The sequence below is a fragment of the Pseudomonas sp. PDM04 genome (genome assembly GCF_014851765.1).
GTDB lineage: Bacteria > Pseudomonadota > Gammaproteobacteria > Pseudomonadales > Pseudomonadaceae > Aquipseudomonas.
Map to the genome: position 1 here is coordinate 707,876 of NZ_JACVAI010000004.1, position 19,108 is coordinate 726,983.

General features: G+C 61.4%; 18 protein-coding genes. 10 read left to right on the top strand and 8 right to left on the bottom strand.

The features are described 5' to 3' along the window. Positions 1-92 precede the first annotated feature (92 nt). From IB249_RS19320 to IB249_RS19340, 5 genes are all read right to left on the bottom strand, one after another. Positions 93-2,180: a diguanylate cyclase gene (locus tag IB249_RS19320; protein ID WP_192307300.1), complete on the bottom strand. Its 2,088-nt coding sequence runs from the start codon at positions 2,178-2,180 to the stop codon at positions 93-95. Beyond that, the gene (locus tag IB249_RS19325) at positions 2,177-3,055 is read right to left on the bottom strand and encodes an endonuclease/exonuclease/phosphatase family protein (RefSeq protein ID WP_192307301.1); all 879 of its coding nucleotides are present in this window, start codon (positions 3,053-3,055) and stop codon (positions 2,177-2,179) included. The genes IB249_RS19320 and IB249_RS19325 overlap by 4 nt, the downstream gene beginning before the upstream one ends. Positions 3,056-3,069: 14 nt before the next feature. Then, entirely contained in the window at positions 3,070-3,711 is a 642-nt protein-coding gene (locus tag IB249_RS19330) for a thiol:disulfide interchange protein DsbA/DsbL (RefSeq protein WP_192307302.1), read from the bottom strand. A 200-nt stretch (positions 3,712-3,911) separates the two neighbouring features. Then, positions 3,912-4,523 (bottom strand): c-type cytochrome, encoded by a 612-nt coding sequence (locus IB249_RS19335; RefSeq protein ID WP_192307303.1) that lies wholly within the window; start codon positions 4,521-4,523, stop codon positions 3,912-3,914. 46 nt (positions 4,524-4,569) lie between these two features. Then, positions 4,570-4,860: a c-type cytochrome gene (locus tag IB249_RS19340; RefSeq protein WP_192307304.1), complete on the bottom strand. Its 291-nt coding sequence runs from the start codon at positions 4,858-4,860 to the stop codon at positions 4,570-4,572. 191 nt (positions 4,861-5,051) lie between these two features. On the opposite strand from IB249_RS19340, the gene yihA reads away from it, so the two are divergent. Continuing rightward, the gene (gene yihA, locus IB249_RS19345) at positions 5,052-5,696 is read left to right on the top strand and encodes a ribosome biogenesis GTP-binding protein YihA/YsxC (RefSeq protein ID WP_192307305.1); all 645 of its coding nucleotides are present in this window, start codon (positions 5,052-5,054) and stop codon (positions 5,694-5,696) included. 361 nt (positions 5,697-6,057) lie between these two features. Here the strand turns inward: yihA and polA are convergent, their stop codons facing one another. Next, the gene (gene polA / locus IB249_RS19350; RefSeq protein WP_192307306.1) at positions 6,058-8,829 is read right to left on the bottom strand and encodes a DNA polymerase I; all 2,772 of its coding nucleotides are present in this window, start codon (positions 8,827-8,829) and stop codon (positions 6,058-6,060) included. A 74-nt stretch (positions 8,830-8,903) separates the two neighbouring features. Here polA and IB249_RS19355 point away from each other — a divergent pair, with 74 nt between their 5' ends. Both IB249_RS19355 and IB249_RS19360 read left to right on the top strand, forming a co-directional pair. After that, the gene (locus IB249_RS19355) at positions 8,904-9,194 is read left to right on the top strand and encodes a DUF2782 domain-containing protein (RefSeq protein ID WP_192307307.1); all 291 of its coding nucleotides are present in this window, start codon (positions 8,904-8,906) and stop codon (positions 9,192-9,194) included. Positions 9,195-9,251: 57 nt separating this feature from the next. Continuing rightward, positions 9,252-10,202 carry a homoserine kinase gene (locus IB249_RS19360; protein ID WP_192307308.1) on the top strand — a complete coding sequence of 317 codons (951 nt, stop codon included), beginning with the start codon at positions 9,252-9,254 and terminating at the stop codon, positions 10,200-10,202. A gap of 100 nt (positions 10,203-10,302) precedes the next feature. On the opposite strand, the gene IB249_RS19365 is transcribed toward IB249_RS19360, so the two are convergent. Continuing rightward, the gene (locus IB249_RS19365; protein WP_192307309.1) at positions 10,303-11,223 is read right to left on the bottom strand and encodes a zinc ABC transporter substrate-binding protein; all 921 of its coding nucleotides are present in this window, start codon (positions 11,221-11,223) and stop codon (positions 10,303-10,305) included. Between the two features lie 66 nt (positions 11,224-11,289). Here IB249_RS19365 and zur point away from each other — a divergent pair, with 66 nt between their 5' ends. From zur to IB249_RS19385, 4 genes are read left to right on the top strand one after another with little or no spacing between them, the layout of a single operon-like run. Further along, positions 11,290-11,772, top strand: coding sequence for a zinc uptake transcriptional repressor Zur (gene zur / locus IB249_RS19370; RefSeq protein WP_192307310.1), 483 nt, complete (start codon positions 11,290-11,292; stop codon positions 11,770-11,772). Further along, positions 11,772-12,557 (top strand): zinc ABC transporter ATP-binding protein ZnuC, encoded by a 786-nt coding sequence (gene znuC / locus IB249_RS19375; RefSeq protein WP_192307311.1) that lies wholly within the window; start codon positions 11,772-11,774, stop codon positions 12,555-12,557. Before zur ends, znuC begins: the two co-directional genes overlap by 1 nt. Next, positions 12,550-13,338: a zinc ABC transporter permease subunit ZnuB gene (znuB, locus tag IB249_RS19380; RefSeq protein ID WP_192307312.1), complete on the top strand. Its 789-nt coding sequence runs from the start codon at positions 12,550-12,552 to the stop codon at positions 13,336-13,338. The genes znuC and znuB overlap by 8 nt, the downstream gene beginning before the upstream one ends. Before the next feature lie 37 nt (positions 13,339-13,375). Beyond that, positions 13,376-14,092, top strand: coding sequence for a PA5502 family lipoprotein (locus IB249_RS19385; protein ID WP_192307313.1), 717 nt, complete (start codon positions 13,376-13,378; stop codon positions 14,090-14,092). A 120-nt stretch (positions 14,093-14,212) separates the two neighbouring features. Here IB249_RS19385 and katE read toward each other — a convergent pair whose 3' ends face one another. Beyond that, positions 14,213-16,351 (bottom strand): catalase HPII, encoded by a 2,139-nt coding sequence (gene katE, locus IB249_RS19390; RefSeq protein WP_192307314.1) that lies wholly within the window; start codon positions 16,349-16,351, stop codon positions 14,213-14,215. 246 nt (positions 16,352-16,597) lie between these two features. On the opposite strand from katE, the gene IB249_RS19395 reads away from it, so the two are divergent. Genes IB249_RS19395 through IB249_RS19405 form a run of 3 tightly spaced genes read left to right on the top strand, consistent with a single transcriptional unit; the run spans position 16,598 to position 19,076 of the window. Beyond that, positions 16,598-17,605, top strand: a complete 1,008-nt coding sequence (locus tag IB249_RS19395) for a methionine ABC transporter ATP-binding protein (protein WP_192307315.1) — start codon at positions 16,598-16,600, stop codon at positions 17,603-17,605. Further along, complete coding sequence (locus tag IB249_RS19400; RefSeq protein WP_192307316.1) at positions 17,605-18,279, top strand: methionine ABC transporter permease; 675 nt, start codon at positions 17,605-17,607, stop codon at positions 18,277-18,279. Before IB249_RS19395 ends, IB249_RS19400 begins: the two co-directional genes overlap by 1 nt. Positions 18,280-18,305: 26 nt before the next feature. Then, positions 18,306-19,076 carry a MetQ/NlpA family ABC transporter substrate-binding protein gene (locus IB249_RS19405; RefSeq protein WP_192307317.1) on the top strand — a complete coding sequence of 257 codons (771 nt, stop codon included), beginning with the start codon at positions 18,306-18,308 and terminating at the stop codon, positions 19,074-19,076. The last annotated feature ends 32 nt before the right edge of the window (positions 19,077-19,108 follow it).

The window sequence follows — 19,108 nt, forward strand, 5'->3', positions numbered from 1 at the left end:
ACGCGCAAGACAGTAATGCAACAGTGTAACGTACTGTCTTGCGCCGTGACCGCCAACCGGGTCCATTTCAACAAAATGGGACAAATGGCCTGTCAGCCCAGTTCGATCCGGTTGCGGCCCGCGTGTTTGGCCCGGTAGAGCGCCTGATCGGCTCTTTTAAGCACCAGATCACTGTGCTCTCCGGGTCTGAATGCGGTCATGCCCATGGAAACGGTGATGGTGACCGGCTCACCCTTGAAGTGAAACGGGCAGGCCTCGATCGATGCGCGCAGTTTCTCCAGCAGCTTTGCTCCAACGGCGGGGACCGTACCGGGCATCAGCATGACGAATTCCTCACCCCCGAACCTGGCAATGAAGTCCGTGCCGCGCAGGCGTTTGCGCAATACGCTGGCGATGATTTTCAGCACCTTGTCCCCCGCCAAGTGACCATATTCATCGTTGATGCGCTTGAAATGATCCAGGTCGAGTATCGCCAGCAACAAGGTGTTGCCATGTTGCTGCCACTGGCTGATTTCATGATCCAGCCGTTCGCTCCAGGCAGCCCGGTTGGGCAGGGTGGTCAGCGGGTCGATCAAGGCTTTCTGGCGCTGCTCCTCAAGGTGCTCGCGGTAGCCCAGGGCCTCCTGCTCCATGTGCGCCACGCGTTCGGCCAGGCCTTTGAGGCGAGCCGCCACTTCCTGCTCGCGTTCGTCGCGCTGCTTGCGGTGCTGGTCCATGGTCCCCAGCAAGCCTTCGAGATGATTCTCCAACACGTGCTTGAGATCTTCGAGGTCCGCCGCGTCCTGCACACTGGTCTGCAGGCCGTCGACCTGCTCGCGGATCTGCGTGTCCATTTCGCGCGCCGCAGACTGGTTGTCCGCGTGGCCATCACTGGCGGCCTTGAGGTTGCTCTGGAATGACTCCAGGCGCTCATTGAGCTGTTGCAGATAGACTTCGAACTCATGCTGGCCGCTGTCGTTGATCGCCAGCATCAGCGTCGCCAGATCGTCGAGGATCGGCAGCAATTCGTACCAGTTCAGACCGTTTTGCAGGCGATCTCGCATGGCTTCGGCTTGCGGGCGATGACGCTCGGGCAAAGACAGATCGTCCAGCAGGCCCAGCAGGGTGTCCTCGATGTGCTTGGCGACGGAACTGTAGGACGGTTCCGGCGAGTCAGGCAGCGCGTAGAGAATATCCTGCTCGGGTTGCTCCGGATCGATAGCGGCCAATGCCTGGGCCATGGCCGGGGGCAGGGGCAGGCAGTCGAGAAAGACCTCAGGGGTCAGTTCGTCCGGGTTGTCTTGCACTGGCGCCTGGGTAGCCGGCGCGACGGCCAACGGTTCTGGTGGCTGCGCTTGCGGTTGCAGAGCTTGCGGGGCCTCGGGAACTGGCTCAGCAGCAGGCGCAGGCTCATGAACCGGCGGAACATAGGCCACGACCGTCTCGGGTGCCGGCATTGCAGGCACTTCTTCGACTGCCTTTGGGGCCGTCTCTCCAGGTTGTTCGAGTGGCGACGCCACGGGAGGCGGTTCAGCCTCCTGTAGGGCTTCGACAGGCGCCTGTGAGCGCGCGGCAGCTGGGGTGTCAGTCGCCTCTTCAATGTCCTCGTCAGGCTGTGCGGTCTGAACGGGTGCCGCCGCAACCGCCGGCGCGGTCTGCTGGGGGGCTTCCTCGCTCTCCCGGTGGCCGAACAAACGCTGCAACAAGCCTGGCCGGCCCGGTTCCACAGGCTGCTCCAGCTGGCTCAAGGCCTTGCCCTGCAGCCCGCTCAGTTCGCTGAGCAGCAGCGGGATCTCGCGTGCCTGGCTGACACGTGCATCCAGTTGTTTGGCGAAGTTCTTCAGCGGTCGGCTGACGTCCCGTGGCAACGGCAAGGTTTGCAGTTGGGTCACCAGCGCGTTCAGCGCGGCGCTGGTCTGGTTGACCCGGGTTTCGCGACGCTGCTCGGAGTCGAGCACGGCTTTTTCCAGTCGAGGCAGCAACGCCGCCAGGCCCGCATCCATTTCATTGCTGCGGATGACGTCGCGCATTTCCTTCATGCACTGGTCGACGGCGCGGTCAGTGCCCTCGGCCGCCAGGGTGCTGCGCACCAGTCCCCGCCGCAGGAGGTCGAGGCGGGCGTCCCAGCGACGCTCGAGCTTTTCCTGTTGTTCGATGCTCTTGAGGTATTTCTCTTTCCAGCGCTGTGTTTCGTCGCTCATTCATCGGTTCCGCGAAGGGCAGGACTCAACGCGGGCAATGCATCGGCCGTGAGCGAACCCGGCAGACGAATCTCTACCGCGACCGGCAGGTGATCGGAAATGGGATGAGCCAGCACTTCGACTTTTTCAAGGGTCAGGGTCGGGCTCAGCAGAATATGGTCCAGACAGCGCTGCGGGCGCCAGCTGGGAAAGGTCGCTTCCAGTTGCGGCGCCAGCAGGCCAAGGTCGCGCAACGGGGAGTTTTGCAGCAGGTCACTGGCGTGGGTGTTCATGTCACCCATCAGCACCTGATGCTTGTAGTCGCCGATCAACTCGCGGATGTAGGCCAGTTGCAGGCTGCGGGTGCGGGCGCCGAGCGCCAGGTGCATCATCACCACCACCAGGGCCTCCGGACCTTCGCCGAAGCGCACAAGGATCGCTCCGCGACCCTTGGGGCCGGGCAGCGGGTGGTCTTCGATGGCCCACGGACGCAGACGGCTGAGCACGCCATTGCTGTGCTGGGCGAAACGCCCCAGGTTGCGATTGAGTTGCTGATACCAGTAGGGGAAGGCTCCGAGCTGGGCCAGGTGCTCCACTTGATTGACGTAGCCGGACCTCAGGCTGCCGCCATCGGCTTCCTGCAGGGCGACCAGGTCGAAGTCGCCGAGCAGGTTGCCGATTTTCTGCAGGTTGTCGGCGCGCCCGGTGTGCGGCAACAGATGTTGCCAGCCTCGGGTCAGGTAGTGCCGATAGCGCTCAGTGCTGATGCCCACCTGGATGTTGAAGCTGAGCAGGCGCAGACGGCTGTCCGGGGGCAGGCCCGTCGATTCCAGGTGATGATCGTTGACCTGCGGATCGTGCAGGCCAACGACGCGTTCAGTTCCCCAGCGGCGCATGGCAGTCGCCGCGCTTAGTTGGAGGCAGCCTTGTTAGCCGCTCGCTCTTTGTCGACCAGTTGGTCGGCCAGCTTCAGGGCATTTTCGGCACCGCCGGCAGAGCCGATATCAAAGCGATACTTACCGTTGACGATCATGGTTGGAACGCCGGTGATTTCATATTTTTTGGCCAGTTCACGGGCCTGGACGATCTTGCCCTTGATGGCGAAGGAGTCGAAGGTCGCCAGGAACTTGTCCTTGTCGACGCCCTGGGTGGCCAGGAAGTCGGCCATTTCGTTCTTGTCGACGAGCTTCTTGTGCTCTTTCTGGATCGCATTGAACACCGCAGCGTGGACCTTGTGCTCGACGCCCATGGCTTCCAGGGTCAGGAACATCTGGCCGTGTGCATCCCATGGGCCGCCGAACATGGCCGGGATACGCACGAAGTTGACGTCGGAAGGCAGTTTTTCGACCCAGGGATTGATCACCGGCTCAAAGGCGTAGCAATGCGGGCAGCCGTACCAGAACAGCTCCACCACTTCGATTTTGCCAGGCACGGCAACCGCCACCGGGTTGGCCAGTTCGACGTAGGGGGCGGTAGGTGTTTCGGCGGCTTGTGCAGTCATGCCGAACAGGCTGGCAGCGACGAATGCGGCGCTGATGATCAGATTACGCATGCTTTACTCCTGGACAAATGGGGTCGCCTCGCGCGACCTGTTTTCAGACAGGTCATGGCGGGCTTGAGTTCTGTAGTGTACCGGCAGCGGCCACAAAAAAGGGCGGCCTGAGCCACCCTTTTTATACTTGCCGCGACAGATTAATGGAGCGTTAACGTGACAGGAGGTGTATCGCCTGTGCGCCGCCCGATCCGTCGCTCTTAGTGCAGGCCTTGAATGTAGCTGGACACCGCAGCGATGTCTTCGTCGCTCATGCGCTTGGCGATGCTCTGCATGGGTTTGGCGTCGCCGTCGTTGGTGCGGCCGCCTTCTTCCTTGCGGAAATCGGTCAGCTGCTTGGTCACGTACTGAGCGTGCTGGCCGCCCAGGTGCGGGAAGCCGGCCGCCGCGTTGCCCGCGCCGTTGGGGGCGTGACAGCCCGTGCAGGCTGGCAGGCCCTTGGCCAGGTCGCCACCACGGAACAACGCTTCACCGCGAGCCACGATCTTCGGATCGGCGGCGCCAACGCTGCCTTTCTGGCTGGCGAAGTAGGCGGCGATATCGGCCAGGTCCTGATCGCTCAGGTTGGTCAGCAGCCCGGTCATTTCCAGTACCGTGCGTTTGCCGGACTTGATGTCGTGCAGCTGCTTGTTCAGATAACGTTCGCCCTGACCTGCCAGTTTCGGAAAGTTAGGCGCCATGCTATTGCCATCCGGGCCATGACAGGCGCCACATACGGCGGCTTTCGCCTGACCCGCTGTTGCGTCACCTGCAGCATGGGCTATGCCGGAGATCCCCACGGTCAACAGCAGACTCACGATCAATTTGTTCATCAGCTAATCCAACTACGGCTAAGGGTTAAAGAGTTATGGACCGGGATCACTCGCTCATCCACTGGATGACGGTTCGGTAATCCTCGGCACTGCAGTCCATGCACAAACCACGCGGCGGCATCGCCTTGAAACCCTGGGTCACGTGTTGCACCAGCGTCTCCATACCTTTCGCCAACCTCGGCGTCCAAGCCTCCCGATCGCCTTTTCGGGGCGCCAAGGGAAGTTGGCCGGAATGACAGGCACCACAAACACGGTTGTACACAGCTTCCGGATCCTGTGTAGCCTGAGCGCTGTAAAGCGGAATCAAGACACCGGCAGCTAGCAGCCATTTCGTCATAAAACGACCTTTTCAGGGTTGAGAGCGTTCTGCGTTCTAATGCGCAATCAAGGTCAATCGCTCTCGTGAACTTCATCCTACGCTGGGACAAAGCGCACACAAAATCTGCGGCATTATATACTGGCGCTACTGAAACGGAAACGACACCGCTTGCCGCGTCCATTCCCGGCGCCGCCCACATCGGAAATCCCATGCAACTCAAGAACCCCATCCTCGGCCTGTGCCAACAGTCCACCTTCATGCTAAGCGCTGCCAAAGTCGACCAATGTCCCGACGACGAAGGCTTTGAAGTGGCCTTCGCCGGGCGTTCCAATGCCGGTAAATCCAGCGCGTTGAACACCCTGACGCATGCCAGCCTGGCGCGGACTTCGAAGACCCCGGGTCGCACGCAACTCCTCAACTTTTTCAAGCTAGACGATGATCGTCGTCTGGTCGACCTGCCCGGCTATGGATATGCAAAAGTGCCCATCCCGCTGAAGCAGCACTGGCAGCGCCACCTGGAAGCGTATCTGGGTGGGCGCGAAAGTTTGAAAGGCCTGATTCTGATGATGGACATCCGTCATCCAATGACCGACTTCGACCTGCTCATGCTCGACTGGGCTGTGGCCAGCGGCATGCCGATGCACATTCTGCTGACCAAGGCGGACAAGCTGACCTACGGCGCGGCGAAAAACGTATTGCTCAAGGTCCAGTCCGAGATTCGCAAAGGCTGGGGCGAGGCGATCACCATCCAGCTTTTTTCGGCGCCCAAACGCATGGGTCTGGAAGAGGCCTACACTGTACTGGCCGGCTGGCTGGAGCTGGCGGACAAGGGTGCGGAAATCGCCGAGCAGTAAATCGCAGGCAAAAAAAACCCCGGACTTCTTATGGGGAGGGGGAAGTTCCGGGGTTCAAGTTCCGGACCGCTAGGGCGGGGTCCAGATATCTGCCAACACTTAACACAACATAGGAGCAATGAACGGCTTCACCAGCCATTCAGTTACTCTGAGTCGTGTTTCACGGGTTTAGTTCCGGACGTTCAAAAACCATTTGAAATAAGCCGGTTCGATTTCCGAAATAAGTGGTTTCTGAAATGGCCGCGACACTATGCCGCGGCAGAAAAACTTCCCTGCGGAGTGGGCCGGCTCGCGAAGATGTGTCGGTCGACATGACCGTCACTGACGCACCTTCGCGAGCGATCCCGCTCCTGCAGCAGGCTCAGTGGGCCTCATCCCAGTTGTTGCCCACGCCAACCTCCACCAGCAACGGCACGTCTAGCTTCGCGGCGTTGCTCATGTGCTGGCGGATTTCCTCGCGAACCTGATCGACCAGGTCCTCGCGCACCTCCAGCACCAGTTCATCGTGCACCTGCAGGATGACCTTGGCGTCCAGGCCCGAGTTCGTCAGCCAGTTATCCACAGCCACCATGGCTTTCTTGATGATGTCCGCCGCGGTGCCTTGCATCGGCGCGTTGATCGCGGTGCGTTCGGCGCCTTTGCGCAGGGCCGGGTTTTTCGCATTGATGTCCGGCAGGTACAGGCGCCGGCCGAAGATGGTTTCGACGAAGCCTTGTTCGGCCGCCTGGGCGCGGGTGCGCTCCATGTACTCGAGGACGCCCGGGTAACGGGCGAAATAGCGGTCGATATAAGCCTGGGACTGCTTGCGGTCGACGCCAATCTGCTTGGCCAGGCCAAACGCGCTCATGCCGTAGATCAAGCCAAAGTTGATCGCCTTGGCGCTGCGCCGCTGATCGGTGGTGACCTGTGCCAGGTCGACGCCGAACACTTCGGCGGCGGTGGCCTTGTGCACGTCCAGGTCATTGCGGAAGGCGTGCAACAAACCTTCATCCCTGGCCAGGTGCGCCATGATCCGCAGTTCGATTTGCGAGTAGTCCGCCGCCAGCAGTTTGTAGCCTTTTGGGGCAACGAACGCCTGACGAATCCGACGGCCTTCGGCCGTGCGGATCGGAATGTTCTGCAGGTTGGGATCACTGGACGACAAGCGCCCGGTCGCCGCGACGGCCTGGTGGTAGGAGGTGTGGATCCGCCCGGTGCGCGGGTTGATCTGTTCCGGCAGGCGATCGGTGTAGGTGCTTTTCAGTTTGCTCATCGAGCGGTATTGCATCAGCACCTTGGGCAGCGGGTAATCCTGCTCGGCGAGTTCCGCCAGCACCGCTTCGGCCGTCGAGGCCTGGCCCTTGGCGGTTTTGCTGAGGATCGGCAGACCCAGCTTTTCGTACAGGATGACGCCCAGTTGCTTCGGCGAGCCGAGGTTGAACTCCTCGCCGGCGATGGCGAACGCTTCACGTTCCAGCGCGACCATTTTCTCGCCCAGTTCGACGCTCTGGATCCCCAGCAGGTTGGCATCGACCAGCGCGCCCTGGCGTTCGATCCGCGCGAGCACCGGCACCAGCGGCATTTCGATGTCGCTCAGTACTTTGCCCAGGCTTGGAATGGCGTTGAGCTTTTCCTGCAGGGTCTGATGCAAGCGCAACGTCACGTCAGCGTCTTCGGCGGCGTAGGGCCCGGCCAGTTCCAGAGCGATCTGGTCGAAGGTCAGCTGCTTGGCGCCCTTGCCGGCGATGTCCTGAAAGCCGATGGTGGTGTGGTTCAGGTACTTCAGCGCCAGGCTGTCCATGTCGTGACGGGTGGCAGTGGAGTCCAGCACATAGGACTCGAGCATGGTGTCGAAGGCGATGCCCTGCACATGGATGCCGTCGTTCGGGTCGCCGCCGATGGCACAGTTGGCCAGGATGTTCATGTCGTACTTCGCGTGCTGGCCGACCTTGAGTTTGTTCGGGTCTTCCAGGATCGGTTTCAGTGCGCGCAGCACGGTGTCACGATCCAGCTGATCCGGCACGCCCATGTAGGAATGGGTCAGCGGGATGTAGGCCGCTTCGTTGGCCTTGACCGCGAACGAGAGGCCGACCAGTTGTGCCTGCTGCGCATCCAGGCCGGTGGTTTCGGTATCGAAGGCAAACAGGCTGGCGTCGTTGAGCTTCTTCAGCCACAGGTCGAAATCGGCCTGGGTCAGGATCGTGGTGTATTGGCGTTCGGTCTCGCCGGCCGCTTCTTCGACCACGGGCGCGGACACTTCCTGGCCGGAGCGCTTGGCATCGCGCTGGTTCTCTTCGAACCAGCTCTTGAACTCCAGCAAGGTATAGAGCTCGGCAAGTGCGTCGTGATCAGGCGGTCCCATCTGCAGATCGTCGAGGCCGATGTCCAGCGGCACGTCGATCTTGATCGTCGCCAGTTGATAGGAGAGAAACGCCATCTCCTTGTGCTCTTCGAGCTTGGCCGGCAGCGTTTTCGCACCACGGATCGGCAGGGTCGGGACGATGTCCAACTGCGCGTACAGCTCGGTCAGACCGCCGTTCACCCCCACCAGCAGGCCGGAAGCGGTCTTCGGACCGATGCCCGGAACGCCCGGGATGTTGTCGGAAGAGTCGCCCATCAGCGCCAGGTAATCGATTATCTGCTCGGGAGCGACGCCGAATTTCTCCTTCACGCCTTCCACGTCCAGTGCGCTACCGGTCATGGTGTTGACCAAGGTAATGTGGCCGTCGACCAATTGCGCCATGTCCTTGTCGCCGGTGGAGATGATCACCGGGCGGTCGGCCGCCGCGCTACTGCGGGCCAGGGTGCCGATCACGTCATCGGCCTCGACGCCGTCGACGCACAGCAATGGAAAACCCAGCGCCTTGACGCTGTCGTGCAGCGGCTGGATCTGTACCCGCATGTCGTCGGGCATGCTGGGGCGGTTGGCCTTGTACTCGGCGTACATTTCATCGCGAAATGTCCCGCCCTTGGCGTCGAACACCACGGCGAAGGGGCTGTCCGGGTACTGCTTGCGCAGACTCTTGAGCATGTTCAACACGCCTTTGACCGCTCCGGTCGGCAGGCCTTTGGAGGTGGTCAGCGGTGGCAGGGCGTGGAAGGCCCGGTACAGATAAGAAGAACCGTCCACCAGGACGAGGGGGGCTTGGCTCATGAGCAGGATCAACCTTTTCGGCGGGTCCGGCGCTAGAATAGCGGGACCGTTGACGACAAAGGGACAAGGTTATCATGCGTACACTAAATCGCCTGTTGCTGGCTGGCTTGTTTGCAATTGCACCGCTGGCCGTGATGGCCGCGGATGATGCGCCATCGCCGGAACCGGATGTGACCATCCGTACCGAAGGCGATAACACGATCAAGGAATACCGCCAGAATGGTTTCCTGTACGCCATCCAGGTGACGCCGAAGGGCGGCAAGCCGTACTTTCTGGTGCGCGCCGATGGATCGGACGGTAACTTCATCCGCTCGGATCAGCCGGATATGCTGATTCCGGCGTGGAAGATTTTCGAATGGAAGTAATTTCTTAATTTCAATTGGCGCCCGCTCCCTGGCGGCGCCCGTACTGGCAGTTAAAACATGTCTGTGTTCACCCCGCTGGCTCGGCCCGAGCTGGAAACCTTTCTCGCCCCTTACGGGCTCGGCCGCCTGCTCGATTTCCAGGGGATTGCCGCCGGTAGCGAAAACACCAATTTCTTCATCAGCCTGGAACAGGGCGAATTCGTCCTGACCCTGGTCGAGCGGGGGCCGGTGCAGGAGATGCCGTTCTTCATCGAGCTGCTGGATGTGCTGCACGAGGCCAACCTGCCGGTGCCTTACGCGTTGCGCACCACCGACGGCGTCGCCTTGCGCGAACTGGCCGGCAAGCCTGCGCTGCTGCAACCGCGCCTGGCCGGCAAGCACATCAAGCAGGCCAACGCCCAGCATTGCACCCAGGTGGGTGAGTTGCTCGGCCATCTGCACCTGGCGACCCAGGCCAACATGATCAAGCGCAAGACCGATCGAGGCCTGGACTGGATGCTGGAAGAGGGCGCGCAGTTTCTTTCGCACCTCGATGCCGGGCAGAAAGACCTGCTGGAGCGGGCGCTGGATGAAATCACCCGGCAGAAAGAGAAAATCCTGGCGCTGCCACGCGCCAACATCCACGCCGACCTGTTCCGTGACAACGCGATGTTCGAAGGCACGCACCTGACCGGTTTGATCGACTTCTACAACGCGTGCTCGGGGCCGATGCTCTATGACGTGGCGATTGCGCTGAACGACTGGTGTTCGGATGACGCCGGCCTGATCGATGGGCCACGGGCCCGTGCGTTGCTCGGCGCGTATGCAGCGCTGCGGCCGTTCACCGCTGCCGAAGCGGAGCTGTGGCCGACCATGCTGCGTGTGGCGTGCGTGCGGTTCTGGTTATCGCGCTTGATTGCGGCGCAGTCATTCGCCGGGCAGGACGTGCTGATTCACGATCCGATGGAATTCCAGTTGCGATTGGCGCAGCGGCAGAAGGTCAGTACGCCACTGCCTTTTGCCCTCTAAAAGCATCGCGAGCAGGCTCGCTCGCACATTGGATCTTTAGTGCGAATGAAATCCTCTGTGGGAGCGAGCCTGCTCGCGATAAGGTCACCTCAATTTTTGATCAAAGCGACTCCAGACACCCCGCCAGGTCATTCCCCAATTTCTCCAGCACCTGCTCATAGCCCTGGGCCGTGGCCGGGGTGTAACCGCCCAGCGCATCCAGCTCCGCCAGCTTCACCGGTAAGCCGGCCACCAGTGTCTCCGCCAGGCGCGGGCGCAACGGTGGCTCGCTGAACACGCAGGTCTTGCCGACTTCCTGCAGGCGAGTGCGCATGGCTGCGACGTGCTGGGCACCGGGCTGCACTTCAGCGGCGACACTGAAAACGCCGGTGTGCTTCAGGCCGTAGGCGTCTTCGAAGTAGTCGAACGCTTCATGAAAAACGAAATACGGTTTGCCGGCGATGCCCGCCAGGCGCGCCTTCAGGCGCAGGTCCAGCGCATCCAGACGCTCATCGAACGCCTTGAGATTGCTCTGGTAGCGCGGCGCATTTTCCGGATCGGCTGCACTCAGGTCGGCGGCCATTTTCGCCGCAATCACCCGGGCATTCACGGGCGATAACCACAGGTGGGCGTCCAGGCTGCCCGGGCGGTGGTCGTGGTCATGCTCGTCGGCTTCTTCGGCGTGGGAATGGCTGTCCTCGGCAAAACGGCGCAGTTTCAGCCCCGGCAGATCCTGCACGGCGACGCTCGGCAACGTACGCCCCTTCAACACGCGAGGCAGGAAACCTTCCATGTCCGGACCGATCCAGTAAACCAGGTCCACGGATTGCACCTTCCGTACGTCGGATGGGCGCAGTGCGTAATTATGCGGTGAAGCGCCGGGCGGCAGCAGCACCTCGGGGATCGCCACGCCGTCCTGCACCGCAGCGGCAATCAGCTGCAGCGGCTTGATGCTGGTGAGGACTTTGACGTCGGCCTGGGCCGAGCCGATGAGCAGGAAACTTGCGACGAATGCGACAAAGATGGAAAAAAGTCGGGACACGATGACCACTCAAGGAGGTAAGAACGGGTAACATAATAACGTCTCTCACAAAACTCGTCGCCGCTCATGCCTATCACACCGATTGCCAGCCGTCCCCACGACCACTCTCATTGCGTTCACAGCGCCCTGTCTGAGGCCGATGCCCTGTGTGCGCGTCAAGGCTTGCGCCTGACTGCGCTGCGCCGGCGAGTGCTGGAACTGGTATGGCAAAGCCACAAGCCATTGGGTGCCTACGACATCCTGGCGGTGCTCAGTGACCAGGACGGCCGCCGCGCCGCGCCCCCGACCGTGTATCGCGCGCTGGATTTCCTGCTGGAAAACGGCCTGGTGCACCGGATCTCATCGCTCAACGCTTTCGTCGGCTGCAATCACCCGGAGCATGCGCACCAGGGGCAATTCCTCATTTGCCGCGAATGCCATGCCGCCATTGAGCTTGAACAGAAATCCATCAGCGACGCGATCGTCGGCAGCGCCAGGGATGTCGGTTTCGTCGTCGAAGGCCAGACGGTTGAAGTCGTCGGCCTGTGCTCGGGTTGCCAGGGGGCTTGATGAGCAACGCGCTGATCCGCCTCGAGCAGGTGGCCGTCACCTTCGCCGGGCAAAAGGTGCTGGATAACATCGAACTGAGCGTCGAGCCGGGGCAGATCGTGACCCTGATCGGCCCCAACGGTGCGGGCAAGACCACGCTGGTGCGGGCCGTGCTCGGCTTGTTGAAGCCCGACACCGGCAGCGTCTGGCGCAAGCCGAAGCTGCGGGTCGGGTACATGCCGCAAAAGCTGCATGTCGACCCCACTCTGCCATTATCGGTGCTGCGTTTTTTGCGCCTGGTGCCCGGAGTGGATCGCCCTCGCGCCTTGGCGGCGCTCAAGGAAGTCGGCGCCGAGCAGGTGATCGACAGCCCGGTGCAAAGCGTTTCCGGCGGCGAAATGCAGCGGGTGCTGCTGGCCCGGGCGCTGTTGCGCGAACCCGAATTGCTGGTGCTCGACGAGCCGGTGCAGGGCGTCGACGTCGCGGGCCAGGCTGAGCTGTACAGCCTGATTACCCGTCTGCGCGACCGCCACGGCTGCGGCGTGTTGATGGTGTCCCATGATTTGCACCTGGTCATGAGCACCACTGATCAGGTGGTGTGCCTCAACCGTCACGTCTGCTGTTCCGGGCACCCCGAGCAGGTCAGTGGCGATCCGGCGTTCGTCGAGCTGTTCGGCAAGAACGCCCCGAGCCTGGCGATTTACCACCATCATCACGACCACGCCCACGACTTGCATGGCTCGGTTGTCACCGCGTCCTCGGCGGTCCAACCCCACGTTCACGGAGATGGCTGCAAGCATGGCTGATTTTCTGCTCTATGCCCTGCTTGCAGGTCTGGCTCTGGCGCTGGTGGCAGGGCCGTTGGGCTCTTTCGTGGTCTGGCGGCGCATGGCTTATTTCGGCGATACCCTGTCCCACGCAGCGTTGCTCGGCGTGGCGCTGGGCTTCCTGCTGGATGTCAGCCCGACGGTGGCGGTGACCGTCGGCTGCCTGCTGTTGGCGGTGCTGCTGGTGACGCTGCAACAGCGCCAGCCATTGGCGTCGGACACACTGTTGGGAATTCTCGCACCGAGCACGCTCTCACTCGGTCTGGTCGTACTAAGCTTCATGCACGAAGTGCGGATCGACCTGATGGCGTATCTGTTCGGCGACCTGCTGGCGATCAGTCCCACCGACCTGGCGTGGATTCTCGGCGGCAGTGCAGCGGTGCTGGTGTTGTTGGTGACGCTGTGGCGGCCCTTGCTGGCGATCACGGTGCATGAAGAACTGGCCCGCGTGGAAGGTTTGCCGGTGCCGGCGCTGCGCATGACCCTGATGTTGCTGATCGCCGTGGTGATTGCCGTGGCGATGAAAATCGTCGGTGTGTTGCTAATTACGTCACTGCTGATCATTCCCGCGGCTGCGGCACAACGTCACGCCCGTTCACCGGAGCAGATGGCGCTGGGCGCGAGCCTGCTGGGCATGCTCGCGGTGTGTGGCGGGCTGGCGTTGTCCTGGTTCAAGGACACCCCGGCGGGCCCGTCAATCGTGGTGACGGCCGCCGCACTGTTTCTGCTGAGTTTTGTCCTGCCCCGTCGAGGGGTGTAGACTTGCTCGTTTTTTGCGCAAATAGAGAGTCGCAGGAATGAAGCCGTTCGCCTCCCGTTATCTGCTCCTTGTCGCGTTTTCGCTGCTACTGGGTGCCTGCCAAAGCACGCCGCCGGCGGCCACAGAGGCCACTGATGCGCGGGCTGCGGCCATCGCACAGCTTGAGCAAAGCCTTGCCAGCAGCGAACTGGCCACCGCCGAAGGCCAGTTGGCAGCTTTGCAGGCCGAATCACCCAACGATCAATCCCTTGAGCAGTACCAGCGGCAATTGGCCGAAGCCTACTTGCGTCGTAGCCAGATCGTGCTGCAGAAGGGCGATGTGAACGCCGCCGCCACCGCCCTGAGCCGCGCACGGGTGCTGATGCCCAAGGCACCGGCGCTGACCGGCGGGGTCAACAACGCCATCGTCAATGCGCGCAAGGCCGAGCTGGATAAAGCCGAAGCGGCGCTCAAGGCCGCTGAAGCCAAGCCGGCGGCCAAAGTGATCGACCCGACGGCCGAAAGTACCACTGTCGCGCTGAACTTGAGCGATATGGGCAAGCTGCGCCGGCAACTGGACGCCATCGCCGCCGACACGGTGAATTATCAATGTGATGTGAGCATTCAGGTGCCACGCACCGACGATTATCCTTGGCTGGCAACCTTGTTGACCAAGCGGGTGAACAAACTGGATGCGAATTTTGACCTGAACCTGTACAAGCAGATTCTGCGCACCGTGCCGGCGCAGATCGTGCTGAGTCCGCGTAAGCCTTAACAGCAATCGCGAGCAGGCTCGCTCCCACAGGGATCATTGGTGTTCACACAATGTGTGTTTCAACCAAGACTTGTGGGAGCGAGCCTGCTCGCGATAGCGGCCTGACCAGCTAGATTTGTCTCAAGCCGGAACCGCCTTGGCCTTGGGCTCTCGATCCCACACCCGATGCTGCGCAATGGCTGCGAAGAACGGCTGGGTCAACTTGGCATCTTTCCCAACGATCAGCCCCGCATCAGCCTCCAGCTTCAACACATCCAGCAACTGTTTTGCCTCGCCGTGCAGGGCAATCGCTTTCAGGTGTTTGTACGCCTCAAGCACGTAGTGCAACGCCACACCATCGCCGCTCAACGCCTTGATCGACTCCGCGCCACCGGGCACGAACACCGCATCGAACGCGATCGACGGCATCCCTTCCATGGAAGCGTCCACCGGCAAGGCCTTGCCATTCGCCGTCTTGACCGGCGCAGACGTCGGGCCGAGCAGTTTGGCGTGCGCGCCTTCGGCTTCCAGTGCCTTCTTCATCGCATCGATCGCTGCGCCATCGACCCCATCGGCCGCCAGGATCGCGACTTTTCGGGTTTTGATATCGCCCGGCAACAGGTTGGCCTGGCTCAGGGCCGGTGAGCGTTCCAGGGACGTCTTCGGTACCTCCACCGTCCCGGCTTTCGGTGCCGGCAAACCGAGGTTCTGCGCGACACGTCCGGCCAGCTCCAGGTCGATGTTGGCGAGGATCTCGTTCACTTCCCGCGCCCGGATGAACTCGCGCTCGACCTTGCCCAGCTCAAAGCTGTAAGCGGCAATGATGTGCTCTTTTTCGTGGGGGCTCATGCTGTTGAAGAACAACCGCGCCTGGGAGAAGTGATCGCCAAACGACTCGCTGCGCTGACGGATCTTGGCCGCGTCGATGCGCTCAGGGTAGGACTCGAATCCACCGTCCTGGGCGGCAGGCGGGGTTTCTTTCGGCCAGCCGCCGTCGATGGAGTTCGGCTCGTAGGACGCGCGACCCTTATCGATGGTGGTGCGGTGCAGTGCGTCACGTTGGCCATTGTGGAACGGTGCCACCGGACGGTTGATCGGGATTTCGTGAAAGTTCGGCCCACCGAGTCGGCTGATTTGCGTATCGGTGTAGGAAAACAGTCGGCCTTGCAGCAACGGGTCATTGGAGAAATCGATACCGGGAACGATGTGTCCTGGACAGAACGCGACCTGCTCGACTTCGGCGAAGAAGTTGTCCGGGTTGCGGTTGAGCACCATTTTGCCCAGCGGCGTGATCGGAACGGTTTCCTCGGGAATGAGTTTGGTCGGGTCGAGAATGTCGAAATCGAAGGCGTGTTCGTTTTCTTCCTCGATCACTTGTACGCCCAGTTCCCATTCGGGGTAGTCGCCCATTTCGATGGCTTCCCACAGATCGCGCCGATGGTAGTCGGTGTCCTTGCCGGCGAGTTTCTGTGCTTCGTCCCACACCAGCGAGCAGGTGCCAGCCGTCGGGCGCCAATGGAACTTGACGAACCTGGATTTGCCCTCGGCATTGATCAGCCGGAAGGTGTGCACGCCAAAGCCCTGCATGCTGCGCAGGCTTTTCGGGATCGCCCGGTCGGACATGGCCCAGATCACCATGTGCGCCGACTCCGGTACCAGCGACACGAAATCCCAGAAGGTGTCATGGGCCGAGCCGCCCGTGGGAATCTCGTTGTGTGGCTCGGGTTTCACCGCGTGGACGAAGTCGGGGAACTTGATCGCGTCCTGGATGAAGAACACGGGCATGTTGTTGCCCACCAGGTCGAAGTTGCCTTCGTCGGTGAAGAACTTCACGGCGAAACCACGTACGTCGCGCACGGTGTCGCCCGACCCGCGAGGGCCTTGCACCGTGGAAAATCGTACGAAAACCGGGGTTTTCTTGCCTGGGTCCTGCAGGAAACCTGCCTTGGTCAACACCGAATGGTTTTCGTAGGACTGGAAGAAGCCATGGGCGCCGGTTCCGCGAGCGTGGACAATGCGCTCCGGGATGCGCTCATGGTCAAAGTGCGTGATTTTCTCACGCATGATGAAGTCTTCCAGCAACGACGGCCCGCGGGCGCCGACCTTCAGCGTGTTCTGGTTGTCCGACACCTTGACGCCCTGGTTGGTGCGCAGGGCCTGATCGGTGGCGTCGGAACGGAATGTTTCCAGGCTGTCGAGCTTGGTATTGGTGTTGCCTCGGTCCAGGGTGTCGGTCCCGGCCAATGCGCTCTTCGTGGCGCCAGGCTTCTTGATACTCATCAGTCGTAAACTCCTCGTCGGACGTGGGAAAATGCGTCCAGGCACGGCACCTGGCGATCGTCGAGTTGCCTAATGAGTGACTGACGGGGGCTTCCAACCGTTCCTTTTTTATGACTTTCGGTCGCGTTATTGCCAAATCGAAGGTTGATTGCCGAATAAATGCTAATAACCTCTATACGGACAGGCTAAAATGCGCGCCCGGCTAACCGCTGATCTTTTTCCAACGCGCCCCACAAGGTTCGCTACGTGATCGAGTTTCAAAACGTCCATAAAACCTACCGCGTCGCCGGTAAGGATATCCCCGCCCTGCACCCGACCAGTCTGACGATTGAGAACGGTCAGGTCTTCGGCCTGATCGGTCATTCCGGTGCGGGAAAAAGTACCCTGCTGCGTCTGATCAATCGCCTGGAGAACACCACTGGCGGCAAGATCATTGTCGACGGCGAAGAAGTGACGGCGCTCGACGCCAATGGCTTGCGCCGCTTTCGCCAACAGGTCGGGATGATTTTCCAGCACTTCAACCTGCTGGCTTCCAAGACCGTGGCCGACAATGTCGCGCTGCCGCTGACCCTGGCCGGCGAGCTGTCGCGTGGCGAGATCGACCAGCGTGTCGCCGAACTGCTGGCGCGGGTGGGGTTGTCCGACCATGCGAAAAAGTACCCGGCGCAGTTGTCCGGTGGCCAGAAGCAGCGCGTCGGCATTGCCCGCGCTCTGGCGACCAAGCCGAAAATTCTGCTGTGCGATGAGGCGACCAGCGCCCTGGACCCGCAAACCACGGCGTCGGTCCTGCAGTTGCTGGCCGAGATCAACCGTGAGCTGAAGCTGACCATCGTCCTGATTACCCACGAGATGGATGTGATCCGTCGGGTCTGCGACCAGGTGGCGGTGATGGATGCGGGTGTGATCGTCGAGCAAGGCTCCGTGGCCGAGGTGTTCCTGCACCCCAAGCACCCGACCACCAAGCGCTTCGTCCAGGAAAGCGAACAGATCGACGAAAGCGAGCAACGCGATGATTTCGCCCATGTGCCGGGCCGCATCGTGCGCCTGACCTTCCAGGGCGACGCCACCTATGCGCCGTTGCTGGGCACCGTCGCCCGCGAAACAGGCGTGGACTACAGCATCCTGGCCGGTCGTATCGACCGCATCAAAGACATCCCCTACGGGCAACTGACCCTGGCGGTCACCGGTGGCGACATGGAGGCGGCGTTTGCCCGTTTCACCGCCGCTGACGTCCACATGGAGGTGCTGCGCTGATGGAAGCCCTGACAAGTTTCTTCGTTAATATCGACTGGTTCGAAATCTGGCTGGCCACCGGCGATACCCTGCTGATGCTCGGCGGTTCGCTGCTGTTCACCGTGCTCCTTGGGCTGCCGTTGGGCGTGTTGCTGTTCCTCTGCAGCCCGCGCCAATTGCTCGAGGCCAAGGGCATCTACGCGATGCTGTCGTTGATGGTGAACATCCTGCGTTCGCTGCCTTTCATTATTCTGCTGATCGTGATGATTCCGTTCACCGTGCTGATCACCGGCACCTCGCTGGGCGTCGCCGGTGCGATTCCGCCATTGGTGGTGGGGGCCACGCCGTTCTTTGCGCGGCTGGTGGAAACCGCCCTGCGCGAAGTGGATCGCGGCATCATCGAAGCGACCCAGTCCATGGGCGCCACCACTCGCCAGATCATCACCAATGCCTTGCTGCCAGAAGCCCGTCCGGGCATCTTTGCGGCGATTACGGTGACAGCGATTACACTGGTGTCCTACACGGCCATGGCCGGTGTGGTGGGCGCAGGGGGGCTCGGCGACCTGGCGATCCGTTTCGGTTACCAGCGTTTCCAGACCGACGTGATGGTGGTCACCGTGGTGTTGCTGCTGGTACTGGTTCAAGTGTTGCAAACGGTTGGCGACAAGCTGGTCGTGCATTTTTCCCGCAAGTAAGCGGGTACTGACAAGGAATTAGCTGAATGAAAAAACTACTCGTCGCGTTCGCTGCCGTTGCAGCCTTTTCCGCCCACGCCGACACCCTGACCGTGGCGGCCACTCCGGTGCCGCACGCAGAAATCCTCGAATTCGTGAAGCCAGTGCTGGCCAAGGAAGGCGTGGACCTGAAGGTCAAGGTCTTCACCGACTACATTCAGCCGAACGTGCAAGTGGCCGAGAAGCGCCTGGACGCCAACTTCTTCCAGCACCAGCCGTACCTCGATGAGTTCAACAAGGCCAAGGGCACGGACCTGGTGTCGGTTGCCGGCGTGCACCTGGAGCCCCTGGGCGCCTACTCCAGCAAGTACAAGAAGCTGGAGGAGCTGCCGGGCGGCGCCAACGTGGTGATTCCGAACGACGCCACCAACGGCGGCCGTGCACTGTTGCTGCTGGCCAAGGCGGGCCTGATCAAGCTGAAGGATTCGAACAACATCCTCTCGACGGTCAAGGACATCACCGAGAACACCCGGGACCTGAAATTCCGCGAACTGGAAGCCGCGACCATCCCTCGCGTGCTGACCCAGGTCGACCTCGCGCTGATCAACACCAACTACGCGCTGGAAGCCAAGCTCGATCCTTCCAAAGACGCGCTGGTCATCGAAGGCAGCGACTCGCCTTACGTGAACATCCTGGTGGCCCGTCCGGACGACAAGGACAGCGAAGACATGAAGAAACTGGTTGCCGCGCTGCACAGCCCGGAAGTGAAGGCCTTCATCATCGAGAAGTACAAAGGCGCGGTAGTGCCGGCGTTCTGATTGCGAATGCAATGAAAAAGGGAGGCCAATGG